Raw genomic sequence first — 15,707 nt, forward strand, 5'->3', positions numbered from 1 at the left:
AGATGTAGAGCCAGACAGACTGACTCTTGCCAAACGCAAAATCCGGGATATTCTCGACCTGCGCCAAGGAGGCCTGACCGCGTTACTGGTGTATTCAGGAGACGCCCATGTGGTAACGCCCCTGACAGAAGACCACCGGACCATAGAAGCCATGCTGGGAGTGCTCGAACCAACCATTATGCCAGCACAGGGCAACCGCACGGACCTTGCAATAAACGAAGCTATCCGCCTGCTTGATAACGGCGCACCGGGACGTGGGCGGATACTGCTGATTGCCGATGACGTTCCAGCAAACTACCAACGCACCATCCGTGACAAACTCAGCTCGACACCCTACAGCCTGAGTACTCTGACCGTTGGTACTGAAGAAGGTGGCCCCATCCCTCTTGCCCGACGGGGTTTTATCCGAGAGGGCAACAACATTGTCATCACCAGGGCTGACCCGGGCAGCCTGGCTGCTCTAGCCCGAAATTCAGGAGGCAAAAGTCAGCAGCTAACGCTTGGCAATGCTGACATTGAAGCTCTTGAGATTGAACCAATCTTGTCTGACGAGTGGGAAGAAACAACCGAAGGACTGACCATCAATCGCTGGCAAGATGACGGCTACTGGTTGTTGTGGTTATCACTGCCATTACTGCTCTTGGGCTGGCGCCGAGGTGCCTTTGCGGTACTGGCGCTTTCCTTGTTGCCATTAACGGTTGGTTCCCGCCCGGCTATGGCGCTGGATTGGGGCAGCCTCTGGCAGCGTGACGACCAGCGAGCGCTGGAATTGATTGAACGGAACCCGGCAAAGGCCGCAGAGCTTCTGAAGCATCCGGGCTGGCGCGGCACAGCTCTGTACCGTGCAGAGAACTACGAAGAATCCATTAAAGCCTTCGCAGACTACCCTGGTAAGACTGGCCACTATAACCGGGGCAATGCCCTGGCAAGGGCAGGGAAATTGGAAAAGGCACTGAAGGCCTACCAGCAGGTACTTGACCTGGACCCGGAGCACGAAGACGCCCGGTTCAATCGTGACTTGGTGCAACAGCTTCTGGACCAGAAAAACGCCGGGCAGGACAACGAAAAAAACCAGGATCAAGACTCACAACAGGACCCGTCAGACAGTCAGAATGATAAGTCAAAAAACAGCAATAACCAGCAGTCCGGCGACGACACTCAGAGTCAGAATAGCAACCAGCAAGACCAGCATGAGCAACAATCTCCTGAAAACCAGAATCAGGACAGTGAAGTATCCCAAAAGCCACAGAATACGGACCCTGAACAATCAGAAGACGAACATGAAGCAGATGCTCAACCATCTGAACAGAGCACTGAAGAACAGCCCCAGGCTGAAGCCCCTGCACCGGTTAACGAACACCCCCTGAGTCAGGGCCAGGAACAAATGCTGCGGCGCGTGCCGGACAATCCCGGTGGATTGCTGCAACGAAAATTCCTGCAACAATATCAACAACGCCAGACACAACCCGACGAGGGCGATACGCCATGGTAAAAACCCTTCTGTCTTCCCTCCTCTGTCTTCTGTTTATGCTTTCAGGGCCTCTGTCAGCCAATGAGTTGACCGCTGTGCCAGACCGGGACCAACTCTATGAAGGCGAGGTTCTTACCCTGACGGTGAAAGGTTCCATGCAGATCGAAATCAACCTGAGCAACCTGTTCAGTTTTGATCTCTCGCAGTTGCCGTCACCGGATATTGAAAAGGTGGAACCGGATTTTGAAATCCTGGCACGTAATCAGCGCTATAGCGTACAAACGGTCAACGGGGATATGGTGGGTGAAATCACCTGGACCTACCAGCTCGCGCCTAAACGCACCGGCACACTCACCATTCCGGCACTCACATTTAAGGACTCCACCTCGAAGCCCGTCACGATTGAAGTGGTATCGGGCACGCCGCCCAACCAGCCTTCATCCGGTCGAGACAGTTTTGTCGAACTGTCCGCAGATAAAGCAGAAGTTTATGTACAAGAACAGTTGGTGCTGACGGTACAGCTTTATTTCTCCGGCAACCTGATTCGCGGCGAACTTTCCGACCCACAACACCCGGATGCCATCATTGAAGGCCTCGGAAAGCAGCGGGAATTTACTACCACTCGCGATGGCACCCGCTACCGGGTTGTCGAACGCCGATACGCCATCTTTCCGCAAACTCCCGGTGAACTCAGTCTTCCCGCCATTCGCTTTGAAGGCCAGGTCAGAGATGCCGCTGGCGCACTGAAATTTCTGAGGGATGCACAGGAGCTTTACCCCGTTAAGGTCAAGCCGGTGCCAGACAGCTACCCGGCTGGACAGCCCTGGCTGCCGGCTACTAGCCTGGCTCTGGCGGAAGATGGCTTGCCTCCGGCGGGCGAACTCCGCGCAGGCAGCAACCTCAACCGCAAGATTATTCTACGGGCCTCTGGATTGCCTTCCGAAGCCTTACCACCACTATCGGTTGAATATCCATCAGCCATCCGGTACTACCCTGAGCTGCCTCAAAGAAACACCGAGCCCACCCCGGAAGGGCTGGAAGCAACGTTACAGCAGGAAGCCGCCTTGGTACCTGTGAATACTGGCGATATCGTTCTACCGGCGGTACGTGTACCTTGGTGGAATACCGAAACCGACCAGTTAGAAGAGACCGTTTTGCCTGAGCGGCGGTACCAGATTTCCGGAGGAAATATGACCGCTACGCCTGCCATCAACGAACCGTCGCAACCCAAAGCGCCCGTTGATAACACACCGGCGGGCGGGAACATCATTACCAAGGAAAGTAGCTCACCCTGGCTATGGAGCACCTTGTTACTAGGCGCTCTGTGGCTGCTGACAATTATGCTCTGGTGGTTGAATCGTAAAAAACCGGCCAGGCCCGACACGAACAGCGGTAAACCTTTTGACGAAAGTGAGAAGAGGGCTTTCGAACAGCTGACACAAGCCATTCGCAACGGTTCACCGGAAACCTCAGGAATACTCTTACGCTGGGCTCGCTTGAAACTCCCCGGGCAGACCTTTGCAAGTGCCGCAGATGTCGTTCGGTATAGTGATGACCAAGAACTGTCAGAAGCACTCAGAGCCTTCCAGGAATCACTTTATGCTTCAGGCACATCCGGGCAGCCCATTGATCAACCATTAAAAGACGCGCTACTGAAAGCCGTTACCCGGCTCAGACAACGACAGGAAGATAACGAAGCCCCTAAAGGACTGGCACCGCTTTACCCGGCCGGACTGTCAGGCTGACCTTGGCCCGACCGGGTATGAGTGAAGGCTCAGTTGGTGAGCTGCTGATTAATCACCAGCTCCACCGGCTGGCTGCCAGCACCGGGTGACAACACAGCGGCTTTCACCTCGCCTTGCCAGTCACCTGGCTGCGGGCTGATGGAGCCGCTACGACTCAGACGAGCCACGATGACCACCTCATCAACAGCTGAAATCGCCGCTTCAGGTGACATGGCATAGCTGTCGTCTAAACGAATATCCATAGGCAGTGCGCCGGCCGTTAAGCGCGTTACAGCAACAGGAGCTCCACCGGAGGCTCCAACCGGGCGCGCAAACACGAAAAGCGTCGTATCAGCCGGCACCTGATCCTTGAAGGCACTATCGACGGAAACGCGGAGATCAACACCCGCAGACGCCACAGCTTTGTCTGGCACCGGCTCTGCTGGGGGCGTTTCTCCCAAACGGGCATAAGCCTCTGCAATGCCGCCACGAATAGAAGCAATCTGAGGATGATCGGGCGCCAGGTCAGCAATTTTACCCCAGTACTCGATGGCTTCCCGATAGTTCTGCTGGCCGAATGCATGAATACCCAGCAAGCCCAAGGAGTTCACTTCATTCGGATCCAGGGCCAAAGCATCTGAGATCGCCTGCTTCACGTCTGGACTCATCTGCCCTTCTGTTTCAAAAAACAATGCCTGAGCTGACAAGCCGTAGGCCACCGCACTGGAGCGGGGATCTTCCGCCACGAGTTCCGCCAACCGTCGGTAGGCCTTCGCGGCATCGCGGTATCTTTCTACCCGCATGTAGGTCTGAGCGAGCATGGCCCAGCCATCAATATTGTCCGGGTCGGCTTCCAAACGATCACGCAGTTGATCCGCCAGCTCAGCCATACGCGCAGCCTGGTTATCTCCTGAGGCGTTCATCTCCTGCATGGTAATATATTGCTCTACCTGCCCCATCGAACCCCATTGCTCATATGCGTAAAAAGCACCCGCAGGTAACAACAGAATGGCCAGCAGAGCAACGGCCATGGCACTGCGCCTACCCGATACGTGCTTCACTGGAGCTGGCTCCTCAGATACATCATCGAGCATTGAGCCAGCCAATTCGTCTTTCAGCTGTTCGTAGGTTTCCCGATCCAGCGCCCCCGCCTCGAACTCAACGTCCAACTCCCTGAGACGCGATTTATAGGCCAATAGATTCTGATTCCTGATGTCTGTTTCAACTCTTGTTATTGGCCGATGGAAAAACACCGGATAGAGCACAAAAGCCAGGGCAAACAAAATAAGTACCGCTGCGGCAATCCAGAAGGTTTCTTCAGTCATGGAATCATCGTCACCATTAAAAATGTGTTGCGTAGATCAGCTTCAGGATTACTGATCCTTGTCTGCCAGCATCTGCCGAGCCCGGGCCTTTTCTTCCTGGCTAAGCGTAGGTTCGCCCTGGTCTCGTTTACGGGAACGCATCGCAACGCCAGCAACAATCAGAACTCCACCAACCACGGCAATGGCAGGAAACCCCCAGAGCAGAATCGTGCGTTTGTCGACTGGCGGTTTGTACTGGACAAACTCACCAAAACGCCCCACCAGGTCACCTACAATCTCATCGTTGGTAGCCCCGTTTTTCATCAAGCGGTAGACCTGATCGCGCATATCTTTTGAAATAGGCGAGTTAGAATCCGCGATATTCTGGTTCTGGCATTTCGGACATCGCAGCTCTGCAATCAAGTCACGGTAGCGCTGCTCTTCAGCCCGGGTGTCAAAATCATAGACCGCCATCACCTCGGCCCGGGCGATACCAGATAACATCAGCAAGACCAGAATGGCAGGTAAAAAACGCATTAACTGTTCCCCTTAGCCTTGTTTATAACTGGCAACAAAACCTCTTCCCACACTTGCCTGTTCACGACGCCAACATGGCGATACTGAATCACGCCTTGAGCATCGATCACAAAGGTTTCTGGAGCACCGTAAACGCCCAGATCAAAGCCCAGAGCTCCCTGGGGGTCAAAAATAATTTCCCGGTAGGGGTTACCCAGGCGTGCCAGAAATCTAAAGGCAGTCTCTCGCTGATCCTTATAATTCAAACCAACAAGGCGAACGCCTTTTTCCTTGGAAAGCCACATCAAATATTCGTGTTCATCCCAGCACGAAGGACACCATTCCGCCCAGACGTTTAACAAAGTGACCTCTCCCCTGAGGAGAGACGCATCCAGCAACACCTCCGGGTCATTCAGGCTTTGCAAACTGAACTGAGGCACAGGTTTACCAATACGAGCAGACTCTAGCTTGGTCGGATCCTTACCAAGACCTGCAGCTAAAAAGATGCCGACTCCTATAGCAAACAGTAAAGGCAAGAAGAGTAAAAATCGCTTCATGATGTTGCCTCCGCCACACTGCCTGTCGCAGGACGGTTCTTCTCTGCTCTGTTATTTTCCGTCTTCCGAACCTTAATCCGGTATCGCTTGTCGGCAATTGCAAGGAAACCACCAAAGGCCATCACGAAAGCCCCCAACCAGAGCCAGCGAATCAAGGGTTTGTACTGCAAACGAATAGCCCAGGCATCATCGGAGATCTGCTCACCTATGGCCACAAAGATATCGCGGAACAAACCAGCATCAATGTCGGCTTCGGTCATGACACTCATTCCAACCGGGTAGTTACGTTTTTCTGGATGCAACTCGGATACTTTCCTGCCATTCAAGAACACATCGAAACTGCCGTATTGGGCGGTGAAGTTAGCACCTTGACGATTCCCTATATCCTTAAAGACAATCTCATACTCCCCAACCATGGCAGAATCGCCCGGTACCATGCGTACATCGCGTTCTACTCCGTAATTTGAAACAACGGTTGCACCCGCCATGACCATAGCAACACCGAGATGCCCAAGCACCATGCCCCAGTAACTGCGAGACTGGCGTTTAAGGCCATGCAGGAGACCTTGACGCGATGCTGACTTGTCCCACAGATCCCAAAGGGTAGCGACGGTCACCCATATAGCGGTGAAAACACCCGCAAAAGCCCATGGTTTAAAGCTGCCGTAATACAAAATCACAGCCGCAGTGCCTGTCAGACTAACAGCCAATGGCCAGAACAGCTTACGGGCAAGCCAACCACCGTCTGTTTTCTTCCAGCGGGAGAAAATGCCCGCCCCCAACAACAGGCCAGCGGCTACGGCCAACGGACTGAAGGTTGTGTTGAAAAACGGTTCACCGATAGACAGCTTACCCATGCCCAGATAATCCAGAATCAAAGGATATAGTGTCCCGATGGCGACCAAAAGTGTTGCGGTAACGAGCAAAACGTTGTTCAACAACAGAAAGATTTCCCGAGACAACGAGCCATAACGGGACCGCACATGCACCACCGGAGCTCTAAAGGCATAGAGAACGAGACTGCCAAGAATCGTAATACCCAGAAGCATTAGCAAGAACGCACCACGCTCCGGATCAGAGGCAAAGGCATGCACTGAGGTCAACACACCAGAACGAACCAGGAAGGTACCCAGCAGACTCAAAGCAAAGGTCACAATGGCCAGCAGTACGGTCCAGCTTTTGAAAACGCCGCGTTTTTCAGTAACCGCCAAAGAATGCATCAAAGCCGTACCTGACAACCAGGGCAACAAGGAAGCGTTTTCAACGGGATCCCAAAACCACCAGCCACCCCAGCCAAGCTCGTAGTAGGCCCACCAACTTCCCAGTGCGATACCAATGGTCAAAAACGACCAAGCTACCGTAGTCCAAGGGCGAGACCAGCGCGCCCACGCTGCATCCAACCGACCGTTAATCAACGCCGCCAGGGCAAAAGCAAAGGCGACAGAAAAGCCCACATACCCCATGTACAGCATCGGCGGATGGAGAATCAGGCCAATATCCTGCAACAGAGGATTAAGATCCTTACCATCAAGCGGAATATTCGGAAGCAGGCGATCAAACGGATTAGACGTAACAATGATGAAGAGTAAGAAGCCTACGCATACCATGCCCATCACAGCCAGAACCTGAGATACCACAACAGAAGGCAGCTTGCGACTGAATAGTGCTACGGCCAGAGTCCAGCCAGTCAACATCAGTATCCATAACAACAAGGAGCCCTCGTGGCCACCCCATACAGCACTGAACTTGTAAAACCAGGGCAACATACTATTACTGTTGTTGGCTACATAGGCGACCGAAAAATCGTCCACAATGAAAGCGTGAGTCAGAATAGCAAACGCCAGGCCGATAAACACAAACATGCCAGATGCCAGAGGTCGGGCAAAAGCCTGCAGGCTATCACGCCCTGTCAAAGCCCCCACAAGTGGGACAACGGATAGGAGCACTGCCAGCAACAGCGCGAGAATCAGTGAAACTTGCCCGAGTTCCGGATACATCAGGGCTCTCCAATATCAGGAATAAATTGGGATTCAGTAAGCCGTAGTTTCTGCAGCTTTTTCCGCATTTGCCGAGTTGGACTTCCCTTTTGTCGACTTTTCGAGAGCCTCAGCCACCTCAGGCGGCATGTAGTTCTCGTCGTGCTTGGCCAGAACCTGGTCGGCAACAAACAGGCCTTCATTATTCAAACGCCCCATCGCAACCACACCCTGCCCTTCAGCAAAGAGGTCCGGCAGGATGCCAACGTACTCCATCGGCACTGAAGCCGTATAATCCGTTACCCGAAACTTCACGGCCAAACTTTCGGGATCACGCACGACACTGCCCACCTCAACCATTCCACCTGCACGGATGCGCACATCCACCGGGGCATTACCTGCAGCAATTTCAGTTGGGTCGTAGAACAGATTAATGTTCTGGCGCAGCGCATAGGTTGTCAAACCGACCGCAATGGCCAGGCCTGCAACGAGAAAAATCACTATGGTCAGTCTTTTTTTACGAATCGGGTGCATGGGTTACCTACTGGTCAATCCTGGGAAACTTCTACTCGAGTGAATGTGGCCGGTGCTTTTGGTTTTTCCTGGCTGCTGGAACCCGGTTGTTCAAAGCTGCGCTTACACATCTGACAGACATTCTGATGTCGCTTGGCTGACCAGAACATGGTGCCCGCCACCAGAACGACAAATACGGCATAGCAAGCCCAGACATATGGGCCATGACCTTCCATCGCAATAAATGCTGAAAACGAATCGAATGCCATTGGTTACTTACCTCCCGCCAAAACAAGGTCTTTAACCCATCGGGTTCGACGTTCCCGTAACAAAATCTCGGTTTTCATCCTCAGGCACGCCAACCATCCGAACAGCAAATAAAGTCCAAGTACAGAGAGCAACAGCGGCACCCACATTTCCGTGGGCATGGACGGCTTTTCCGTCAAAGTGAACGTTGCGGGCTGATGCAGTGTATTCCACCAATTCACTGAATATTTGATGATAGGGATATTCACTACGCCCACCAGAACCAGAACGGCTACCGCACGGGCCGCCGACTTTTCATCATTAATGGCGCGGTCCAGAGCGATAACCCCGCCATATAAAAACAACAGGATCAGCATTGAAGTGAGGCGCGCGTCCCAAACCCACCAGGTACCCCAGGTAGGTTTACCCCATACTGCCCCCGTGAACAGAGACAGAAAAGTAAACATCAGGCCGACCGGTGCGATCGATTTTACAAACACGTCTGCCAGCTTCATGCGCCAAACCAGTGTAACCACGGCAGCAAAGGCCATCATGATGTATATGGACTGAGCCAGAAATGCCGTTGGTACATGAATAAAAATAATCCGATAACTATTGCCCTGCAGATAGTCTTTCGGCGCAAAAGCCAGCCCCCAGATCACTCCGGCAAGCAACAGAAGCAGCCCTCCGGCCAGCAGCCAAGGCATAAAGCGGTTTGCAATTCCGAAGAACCACTTGGGAGAGCCCAGCTTGTGAAAGAATTGCCACATCAGTTGGTCACCGTCTAACTGTTAACTGTTCGTTTCTCTGCCCGGCTGAAATCCAGTCAGCTGTTGGACAGGCTGATTCGTAATGCTGCTGCGGAGGCGAAGGGCGCCAAAGTAAGCGCCAGAACCAGAAATGCCCCCAGCAAGGCCAGATAGCCTGTTACCGATGCGCCTTCCGCAGCTGCCGCCACTGTACCCGTTCCGAAAATCAACACGGGAATGTACAGCGGAATAATCAGCAGTGACAAGAGTACCCCGGCAGAACGCAAACCCAAGGTCAAAGCTGCGCCAATAGCGCCGACCAGGCTCAATACCGGTGTTCCGATCAGCAGCGTTAGACACAAAGTTGCCACAGAGTTCCCGTCCAGATGCAACATTAATCCTAAAACTGGCGTCAACAACACTAAAGGCAACCCTGTCAGCATCCAGTGGGCCATGGTTTTGGCCAGCACCAGCAGGAACAGCGGTTGCGGCTGTAACATCAGTTGTTCCAGCGTGCCGTCATCAAAATCATGGCGAAACAGGTGGTCAAGGGACAAAAGTACTGACAACAAGGCCGCCACCCAAAGGATACCGGCTCCTGACTGTTTCAGGAATGCCACTTCCGGGCTGACTCCGAGGGGAAAAAGGGTTACCACCATAGTAAAAAACAGAAGCGGATTCAGCAGGTCCTGCCTTTGCCTGAAGGCTACACGCAGATCCCTTGAGAACACCGCACTCATAGCCTGAAGCGTACCAACAGAGGAGCTCTCTGCCTTGAGAGGAACTTGTAAGTCAGCCTTCATCGTTCTGCCTTGCCCCCCACTCTGATGCGGTTCATTCCCGGCAAATTCAGGTCATGATGAGTCGTCACGACGACCGCACCACCTTCTTCGGCACGCTGCTGCAAAAGAGCTTCAATGGCCTCAACACCGTTCGCATCGATAGCTGTGAATACCTCATCAAGTAACCACAGAGGCTCATCAGCAATCAGTAATCGAGCCAGGGCCACTCTGCGTTGCTGACCGGCAGACAAATTCCGGCACGGAACATTCTCATATCCTGAAAGGCCGGTTCCCGCCAGCGCCTGCAGAAGCGCGGCGTCTTTAAGCGGACGTCGGCCAGCCATCAGGGCCCGCAAGTTTTCCAATGGCGTCAACAAAGGTTTAATACCTGGTCGATGCCCCAGGTACAGCATATTCCGGAGATACGATTCCCGTTGCTGGTCCCGGGGTTTACCACACCACAGCAATTCACCTGACCAGGCATCATTCAAACCCGCTAAAATTCTCAGCAAGGTCGTTTTTCCTGATCCATTAGGGCCCTCGACACGAGTTACCGTACCGGGCAGTATGGAAAACGACAGATTCTGGAACAAAACGCGCTCATCGCGCTCACACTCAAGACTAACGGCCTGTAGTAACGGCTCGGACATCTGGGTTCCGTTTCAGAGCGAAGGATGCACAACAGGCATCGGGTGTATGAATGAAGGCCACGCAGGTACCAACATGAAATCCGGGCACTCGAAACCAACGTCGCGCATTATAACGAAAGCGTTCATGGATTACTCTTGCCTGACATCAAAACAATGCCAATGAAACTCAATGGCGGACAACCGCCCCACACCCCGGCAGACTCAGCAAGCAGGCAGCCGGGGCAAAGCCAGAATAGCACAAGCCGGGAGGTTTCCGGGCCAGATATAGCAAGGTCTGCCCGGCAGCAATTGGCACAGCTTAAAATCGCTAACAGGGAAATCGCACTTGCCAAAGTGGCTGAGGTTCTTCAACGAAAAGACGGAGGCCACGAGCTTGTTCTGGAATTAAAGGGCCGTTCTCTGGCCGTGGCAACCGGTAATCGCCTACCGGACATCACAGCGGGTGATCTTATCAAAATCATGCGTGCCGGCAACGAACTGCAACTTTTAGGCAAACTGGCAGACGGCCAGGAAGCCAGCATTGCCAGAGCCCTGGCCCAGCGCCTGCCCTGGCAGCAAAATCTTCAAACGGGACTGGCCCAATTGCTTAATGCCATGAACACAGGACTGAAAGGCGAGCCCCAACCCGGAAAGTTACCATCGGCCAACATGGCACAGCCATTGCCCCCGGCGGCAACACAGGCGCTGGAAAGCTTGTTCGCCAATATGGCTAAGGCCAACAGTTTACAACCGGGAGCGGGTAAATCCGATAACAGTGCTGCACTGGTTAAACAATGGCTGGCTGAGAGTGGCCTGTTTGCTGAATCACGCTTATTACAGACTGGTACAGGGCAATCTGCCCCAACCGACTTCAAGCTCGCCCTTGCCAGAATTATCACGTCATTACTGGCTAGCCAGGGAAAAACACCAGAGGCCTTTAACCGCCTGACACCTCTGGCCAGCCCGGATCTGATGCAGGCACCCCTGCAATTTCCAAAGCTGACCACCAGTCTAAGTCAAGGCAAAAGCGAACCCACTAGCATCGCCCTGACCCTTCGTATGCTGGCAGGCATGTTAAACCGCATCACCGTAAACCAGTTACACAGCCAGACTCTATCGGCCCGGGCCAGTGCTGAGCCAGGCACTCCGATCAACACCATGCTGATAGAGATTCCCTGGCTAACGCCTCAACAAGAGCCCCGAATGGCTCAGTTGCGAATGGAACAATACCAACAAGAAGGCGCTGACAGAAACCAGCCCGAACGGAAAACGGTCAGCGAATGGCGTTTGAACCTGGCCATGGATCTGGACTACGCAGGCCCGCTCCACTTTGAAGTTGCTTATCGACATCCAAGTGTCAGCGCACAAATCTGGGCAGAAAAACAAACAACGCTTCGTCACGTTAATGAGGAGCTACCATTACTCAGACAAAGCCTGGCAGACTTAGGTCTGGAAGTAACCGATCTGGAATGCCGGAGGGGCTGTCCACGGCAAATAGAGACTCGACTTGAGCACCGGCTCGTGGACACAAAAGCATGACGCAGGATAATAAATTTAAAAATCAAGAAGACAATATCGCGCCAGCAGCGGTAGCCCTCAAATACGATGGGGAACGAGCGCCAGTTATTTCAGCCACCGGTACCTGGGAGCTGGCTGAGGAGATCATACGAATCGCACGAGAAAACAATGTTCCATTGTATGAGAACGCGGAATTGGCGGGTATTTTAGCCCGTCTGTCACTGAACGAGGAGATTCCTGAGGAACTCTACCGGGTGATCGCCGAAATTCTGGCTTTTGCTTTCCACATACGGGGCAGAACGCCAGACGACGCCTGCCCCGCACCCGATGCCCCCTCAGCTAATGAGTGAGCGCAAGGCCCAGGCCTGCTGCCAGTGGTCACCCTGCCTTTGCCCTACAACAGTCTCAAAATAGTGTTTCAGACGCCGGCGATCGTCTGGTTGATCTTTCAGCGCTGAACCAATGATATGATGAACCAGATGTTCAACAGTCATTGCTCCACCACCGTAATACCAGGCGTTCAGACTGGCGGCATGAGCCACAGAGACAGCCTCAGCTGTTGACAGGGCAGCACCAGCCAACCGGTCTGTACTCCGGCCGTCCATGGTTTCACCGTTACGCAGTTCATGGAACATTGTCACCAAAAGCTCAACAACAGACTGATCCAGGTCGACATCAAGGCCCGATCGAAGGTTGGCTTTGCGAACCTCTCGCATAACCACCTCCATTTCGTCCTCAAGATTACGAATTGGCCGGATTTCTTCGAAATCCATCCTGCGCTTGAGGGCTGCACTCATGCAATGCACGCCCTCATCCACACTGTTGGAGGTAGCCACCAGGTTGAAGCCTTCCCTTGCCAGGATGACACCGTCATTGCCTGAAATTTCCGGTATGACTACCACCCGGTCTGATAACACCGAGAGTATCGCGTCTTGTAACGCTTGCGGACAACGGGCAATCTCTTCAAAACGAACCAACCGTCCTTCCATCATGCCCCTCAGCAAAGGTGAAGCCACTAAAGCATTCAGGGATGGCCCCTCTGTACGCAGAATGGCTTCGTTCCAGCTGTACAAAAGCTGACTTACCTGAGTGATAGCTCCGCCCTGAAGCGCCAGCGTCGAATCTCCCGAAATGGCGGCTGCCAGGAGTTCAGACAACCAGGACTTGGCCGTCCCCGGCTCACCGACCAGAAGGCAGCCACGGCTTGTGCATAGAGAAATGATCGTACGCACAACCATAGCTCGATCTGCCACGAATTTACGTTCAATACCAAGCTGTTCATCACCGAGCAGGAACTTTTCAACACCCCGCGGAGACATTTTCCAACCTGGGGGAACCGGGCCAGGATCTGAGGATATGAGTTTATCCAGCTCGTCCCGGTAAGTGACTTCTGCCGGTTCACGCTGAGCTGCTTTTCTGGCCTGTTTGCTCGCAGTCATTAGTTGCTCCTCCGTCCGCCACGCACTTCCGGAGCCATCCGTTCTTTAGGCAGAACTCTCGGCAGCTCTGACATCGGGATAAGGCCTTCAATGACATGATCCAATGCACTGTCTCTCATGGTGATCAATCCAGCATCCAGCGCCCGCCAGCGCAACTCGCCAATCGGTGGCTGGCTGGAAATGGCATTTCGAATATCGTCGTCGACCTCCATGTATTCAACAATGGCAACCCGACCATGGGTTCCAAGGCCGTTACACTTCTCGCAGCCAGCCCCCTCAAAGCAGCGAAAACCTGCCGGGGCACCATGAGGAAAAACTTCAGCCATAATCGAGGGGTCAGGCTCGGCAGGCTTAATGCAGTGTTTGCAGATACGTTTGGCCAAACGCTGGGCGATAACCGCCAGAAGCTCACCAGCTATAGAGTTGGGATGAATTCCCAGGTCATACAGCCGCTGGAGCGAGTCAACCGCATCGTTACTGTGTAAAGTAGATAAAACCACGTGACCGGTTTGCGAGGCACGCACGGCTTCCAAAGCGGTCTCTTTATCCCGAATTTCACCCACCAGAATAACATCCGGATCTTCCCGCACGAATGCCCTCATGGCATCAGCAAAGCCGAAGCCAATGTCGGGGCGCGCACTGGTTTGCTGGATGTTATCGATGGAATACTCAATAGGGTCTTCAACGGTGATAACTTTTCGACGCCCATCATCAGCCAGAGTCTGCAAGCCGGCGTACAATGTCGTCGATTTACCGGAGCCAGTCGGCCCAACCACCAGAACCAGTCCTGCGGGGTTATCCAGCAACCGGGTATACCGGCTGCCGATAACTGGCGACATACCCAATTCCTCAATAGTCATGGCCCGGCCAGTCTGGGGCAGCAAGCGGATGATGGCGTTTTCACCATGCAAAGAAGGCTGAGTTTGAACCCGGAGATCGTATGATGTCTCGCCCAACTGAAGCCGTGAGCGACCACCTTGCGGCAGACGGCGCTCAGCGATATTTAACTCTGCTCGCAGCTTGATGACATTGATGACACCCCGAATCTCCCGGGAGGAAAGCTGATACTGGGTCAAATCACGCAAATCACCATCTACCCGCAAGCGAATGCGAACCCGATTATCATACTGCTCGATATGAATATCGCTCGCATTTTCGCTCACAGCATCAAGCAGAATCGCTTCATACACGGATACCAGGTAAGGACTGATATTTTTGTCACCACGCTCCTCACCTAACAAATCCCGCTTACTGGCACTTTCGTCCTTTTCCTGGACGCCTAAACCGTGCTCGGCAACAAACCGACTACCTTTTGTTGTCAGGTCGAGGGCCAGCCATACCCGACGGAAATCCGTCGGCGTAACCAGAAGACAGGTAATCCTGTGATTCGGAGTGAGCCGTTCCAGTTGATAGGTGCGGGCATCCGGATCATCGGTGACAACAGTGAGTACATCGTCACTTTCCGATACTGGTATCATCCGGGACAAATCGAGGAAACTTTTAGAGAAGCGCCGGAATAAATCAGACTGAAGACTTTTCAGCACTTCATCTGCATCCGTAAATACCATACCTCGCTGCTGAGCGAGCGACCGGTACAAACCGACTTCGTCAACATTCAGCTTACGGCGCACCACATCCAGAATACGCTCATTCTTCGATGCAGCTTCCGTACGGGCCTGATCAAGAATGGCTTCTGTGACCACCCCCAGATCAATAAGAATCTGTTCGGAATTCCGATTAAAATCAACCCAACCTAACGTTTTAATCCGTTCCAGACGAAGCCCGGCACGCCGGAACATGGCAACACTGGGCACCGGGCCGGCACGCCCTTCCAGACACACCAGATGGCCACCATCGCGCAAGCTCTGCTGAAATATCTGTGGATCTGAAATAAACGTAGTGCAAAGAATCAGGTCACAAAGCTCATCATACTGAAAGCCAGGTCCAACCTTGGCTTCAACAACGTCAATATTGTCCTTTCCATATTCGGCAAAGCGAGCTCGGGCACTCTCCGCCAGCAAGGGATTGCTATCTACATAGATTACCCGTCGAGCCAGGCTGGCCAGTACCGCAGCCACATACCCAGAGCCGCCACCCACGTGCATGACCAGTTGGTCTGATTCGATCTCAGGCATCAAACCGAGAAGATGGGAAACCGTTTCTTCACGGGGAATGGAGTGGCCGGTAATAGAGGGGACAATATCGGCACCCGCCACAAAATCCGGGCGGGAAACCGAACTGAGGGCTTCAACAGCCCTCGGGTATAGTATTTTCATTCAACGA

At 53.4% G+C, this 15,707-nt stretch carries 15 protein-coding genes; 4 read left to right on the forward strand and 11 right to left on the reverse strand.

Annotation, left to right across the window (positions count from 1 at the left end):
- On the forward strand, positions 1 to 1,492 hold a 1,492-nt coding region (locus tag ABYA77_RS10895; protein WP_372965996.1), incomplete at its 5' end, for a tetratricopeptide repeat protein.
- Positions 1,486 to 3,216 carry a BatD family protein gene (locus tag ABYA77_RS10900; protein ID WP_372965997.1) on the forward strand — a complete coding sequence of 577 codons (1,731 nt, stop codon included), beginning with the start codon at positions 1,486 to 1,488 and terminating at the stop codon, positions 3,214 to 3,216. The genes ABYA77_RS10895 and ABYA77_RS10900, both read left to right, overlap by 7 nt.
- 29 nt (positions 3,217 to 3,245) lie before the next feature.
- On the opposite strand, the gene ccmI is transcribed toward ABYA77_RS10900, so the two are convergent.
- The 9 genes from ccmI to ccmA are packed head-to-tail and all read right to left on the reverse strand — an operon-like array spanning position 3,246 to position 10,488.
- Positions 3,246 to 4,520 carry a c-type cytochrome biogenesis protein CcmI gene (ccmI, locus tag ABYA77_RS10905; RefSeq protein ID WP_372965998.1) on the reverse strand — a complete coding sequence of 425 codons (1,275 nt, stop codon included), beginning with the start codon at positions 4,518 to 4,520 and terminating at the stop codon, positions 3,246 to 3,248.
- A 48-nt stretch (positions 4,521 to 4,568) separates the two neighbouring features.
- Positions 4,569 to 5,036: a cytochrome c-type biogenesis protein gene (locus ABYA77_RS10910; protein WP_372965999.1), complete on the reverse strand. Its 468-nt coding sequence runs from the start codon at positions 5,034 to 5,036 to the stop codon at positions 4,569 to 4,571.
- The gene (locus ABYA77_RS10915) at positions 5,036 to 5,572 is read right to left on the reverse strand and encodes a DsbE family thiol:disulfide interchange protein (RefSeq protein WP_372966000.1); all 537 of its coding nucleotides are present in this window, start codon (positions 5,570 to 5,572) and stop codon (positions 5,036 to 5,038) included. The genes ABYA77_RS10910 and ABYA77_RS10915 overlap by 1 nt, the downstream gene beginning before the upstream one ends.
- Positions 5,569 to 7,569, reverse strand: a complete 2,001-nt coding sequence (locus tag ABYA77_RS10920) for a heme lyase CcmF/NrfE family subunit (protein ID WP_372966001.1) — start codon at positions 7,567 to 7,569, stop codon at positions 5,569 to 5,571. Before ABYA77_RS10920 ends, ABYA77_RS10915 begins: the two co-directional genes overlap by 4 nt.
- Positions 7,570 to 7,602: 33 nt before the next feature.
- On the reverse strand, positions 7,603 to 8,082 hold the full coding sequence (gene ccmE, locus ABYA77_RS10925) for a cytochrome c maturation protein CcmE (RefSeq protein ID WP_372966002.1): 480 nt from the start codon (positions 8,080 to 8,082) through the stop codon (positions 7,603 to 7,605).
- 14 nt (positions 8,083 to 8,096) lie between these two features.
- Positions 8,097 to 8,330 (reverse strand): heme exporter protein CcmD, encoded by a 234-nt coding sequence (ccmD, locus tag ABYA77_RS10930; protein ID WP_372966003.1) that lies wholly within the window; start codon positions 8,328 to 8,330, stop codon positions 8,097 to 8,099.
- Positions 8,331 to 8,333: 3 nt separating this feature from the next.
- A complete protein-coding gene (gene ccmC, locus ABYA77_RS10935) occupies positions 8,334 to 9,077 on the reverse strand; it encodes a heme ABC transporter permease CcmC (protein WP_372966004.1) in 744 nt (247 codons plus the stop codon).
- A 56-nt stretch (positions 9,078 to 9,133) separates the two neighbouring features.
- Entirely contained in the window at positions 9,134 to 9,859 is a 726-nt protein-coding gene (gene ccmB, locus ABYA77_RS10940) for a heme exporter protein CcmB (protein ID WP_372966005.1), read from the reverse strand.
- Complete coding sequence (gene ccmA / locus ABYA77_RS10945; protein WP_372966006.1) at positions 9,856 to 10,488, reverse strand: cytochrome c biogenesis heme-transporting ATPase CcmA; 633 nt, start codon at positions 10,486 to 10,488, stop codon at positions 9,856 to 9,858. The genes ccmB and ccmA overlap by 4 nt, the downstream gene beginning before the upstream one ends.
- Positions 10,489 to 10,623: 135 nt before the next feature.
- On the opposite strand from ccmA, the gene ABYA77_RS10950 reads away from it, so the two are divergent.
- Positions 10,624 to 12,006, forward strand: a complete 1,383-nt coding sequence (locus tag ABYA77_RS10950; protein ID WP_372966007.1) for a flagellar hook-length control protein FliK — start codon at positions 10,624 to 10,626, stop codon at positions 12,004 to 12,006.
- Positions 12,003 to 12,335, forward strand: a complete 333-nt coding sequence (locus ABYA77_RS10955) for an EscU/YscU/HrcU family type III secretion system export apparatus switch protein (RefSeq protein ID WP_372966008.1) — start codon at positions 12,003 to 12,005, stop codon at positions 12,333 to 12,335. Before ABYA77_RS10950 ends, ABYA77_RS10955 begins: the two co-directional genes overlap by 4 nt.
- Here the strand turns inward: ABYA77_RS10955 and ABYA77_RS10960 are convergent.
- Both ABYA77_RS10960 and ABYA77_RS10965 read right to left on the reverse strand, forming a co-directional pair.
- Positions 12,321 to 13,424, reverse strand: a complete 1,104-nt coding sequence (locus ABYA77_RS10960; RefSeq protein WP_372966009.1) for an AAA family ATPase — start codon at positions 13,422 to 13,424, stop codon at positions 12,321 to 12,323. The two genes, ABYA77_RS10955 and ABYA77_RS10960, sit on opposite strands and share 15 nt — an antisense overlap.
- On the reverse strand, positions 13,424 to 15,700 hold the full coding sequence (locus ABYA77_RS10965; RefSeq protein WP_372966010.1) for an ATPase, T2SS/T4P/T4SS family: 2,277 nt from the start codon (positions 15,698 to 15,700) through the stop codon (positions 13,424 to 13,426). The genes ABYA77_RS10960 and ABYA77_RS10965 overlap by 1 nt, the downstream gene beginning before the upstream one ends.
- Between the last annotated feature and the right edge of the window lie 7 nt (positions 15,701 to 15,707).

The organism is Marinobacter sp. (assembly GCF_041595835.1).
Classification (GTDB): Bacteria; Pseudomonadota; Gammaproteobacteria; order Pseudomonadales; family Oleiphilaceae; genus Marinobacter.

Coding starts and splice junctions, on each gene's coding strand:
- ccmA (WP_372966006.1), bottom strand. CDS start 10,488: ATGTCCGAGCCGTTACTACAGGCCGTTAGTCTTGAGTGTGAGCGCGAT.
- ABYA77_RS10910 (WP_372965999.1), bottom strand. CDS start 5,036: ATGCGTTTTTTACCTGCCATTCTGGTCTTGCTGATGTTATCTGGTATC.
- ABYA77_RS10965 (WP_372966010.1), bottom strand. CDS start 15,700: ATGAAAATACTATACCCGAGGGCTGTTGAAGCCCTCAGTTCGGTTTCC.
- ccmC (WP_372966004.1), bottom strand. CDS start 9,077: ATGTGGCAATTCTTTCACAAGCTGGGCTCTCCCAAGTGGTTCTTCGGA.
- ccmI (WP_372965998.1), bottom strand. CDS start 4,520: ATGACTGAAGAAACCTTCTGGATTGCCGCAGCGGTACTTATTTTGTTT.
- ccmE (WP_372966002.1), bottom strand. CDS start 8,082: ATGCACCCGATTCGTAAAAAAAGACTGACCATAGTGATTTTTCTCGTT.
- ccmD (WP_372966003.1), bottom strand. CDS start 8,330: ATGGCATTCGATTCGTTTTCAGCATTTATTGCGATGGAAGGTCATGGC.
- ABYA77_RS10900 (WP_372965997.1), top strand. CDS start 1,486: ATGGTAAAAACCCTTCTGTCTTCCCTCCTCTGTCTTCTGTTTATGCTT.
- ccmB (WP_372966005.1), bottom strand. CDS start 9,859: ATGAAGGCTGACTTACAAGTTCCTCTCAAGGCAGAGAGCTCCTCTGTT.
- ABYA77_RS10920 (WP_372966001.1), bottom strand. CDS start 7,569: ATGTATCCGGAACTCGGGCAAGTTTCACTGATTCTCGCGCTGTTGCTG.
- ABYA77_RS10915 (WP_372966000.1), bottom strand. CDS start 5,572: ATGAAGCGATTTTTACTCTTCTTGCCTTTACTGTTTGCTATAGGAGTC.
- ABYA77_RS10960 (WP_372966009.1), bottom strand. CDS start 13,424: ATGACTGCGAGCAAACAGGCCAGAAAAGCAGCTCAGCGTGAACCGGCA.
- ABYA77_RS10955 (WP_372966008.1), top strand. CDS start 12,003: ATGACGCAGGATAATAAATTTAAAAATCAAGAAGACAATATCGCGCCA.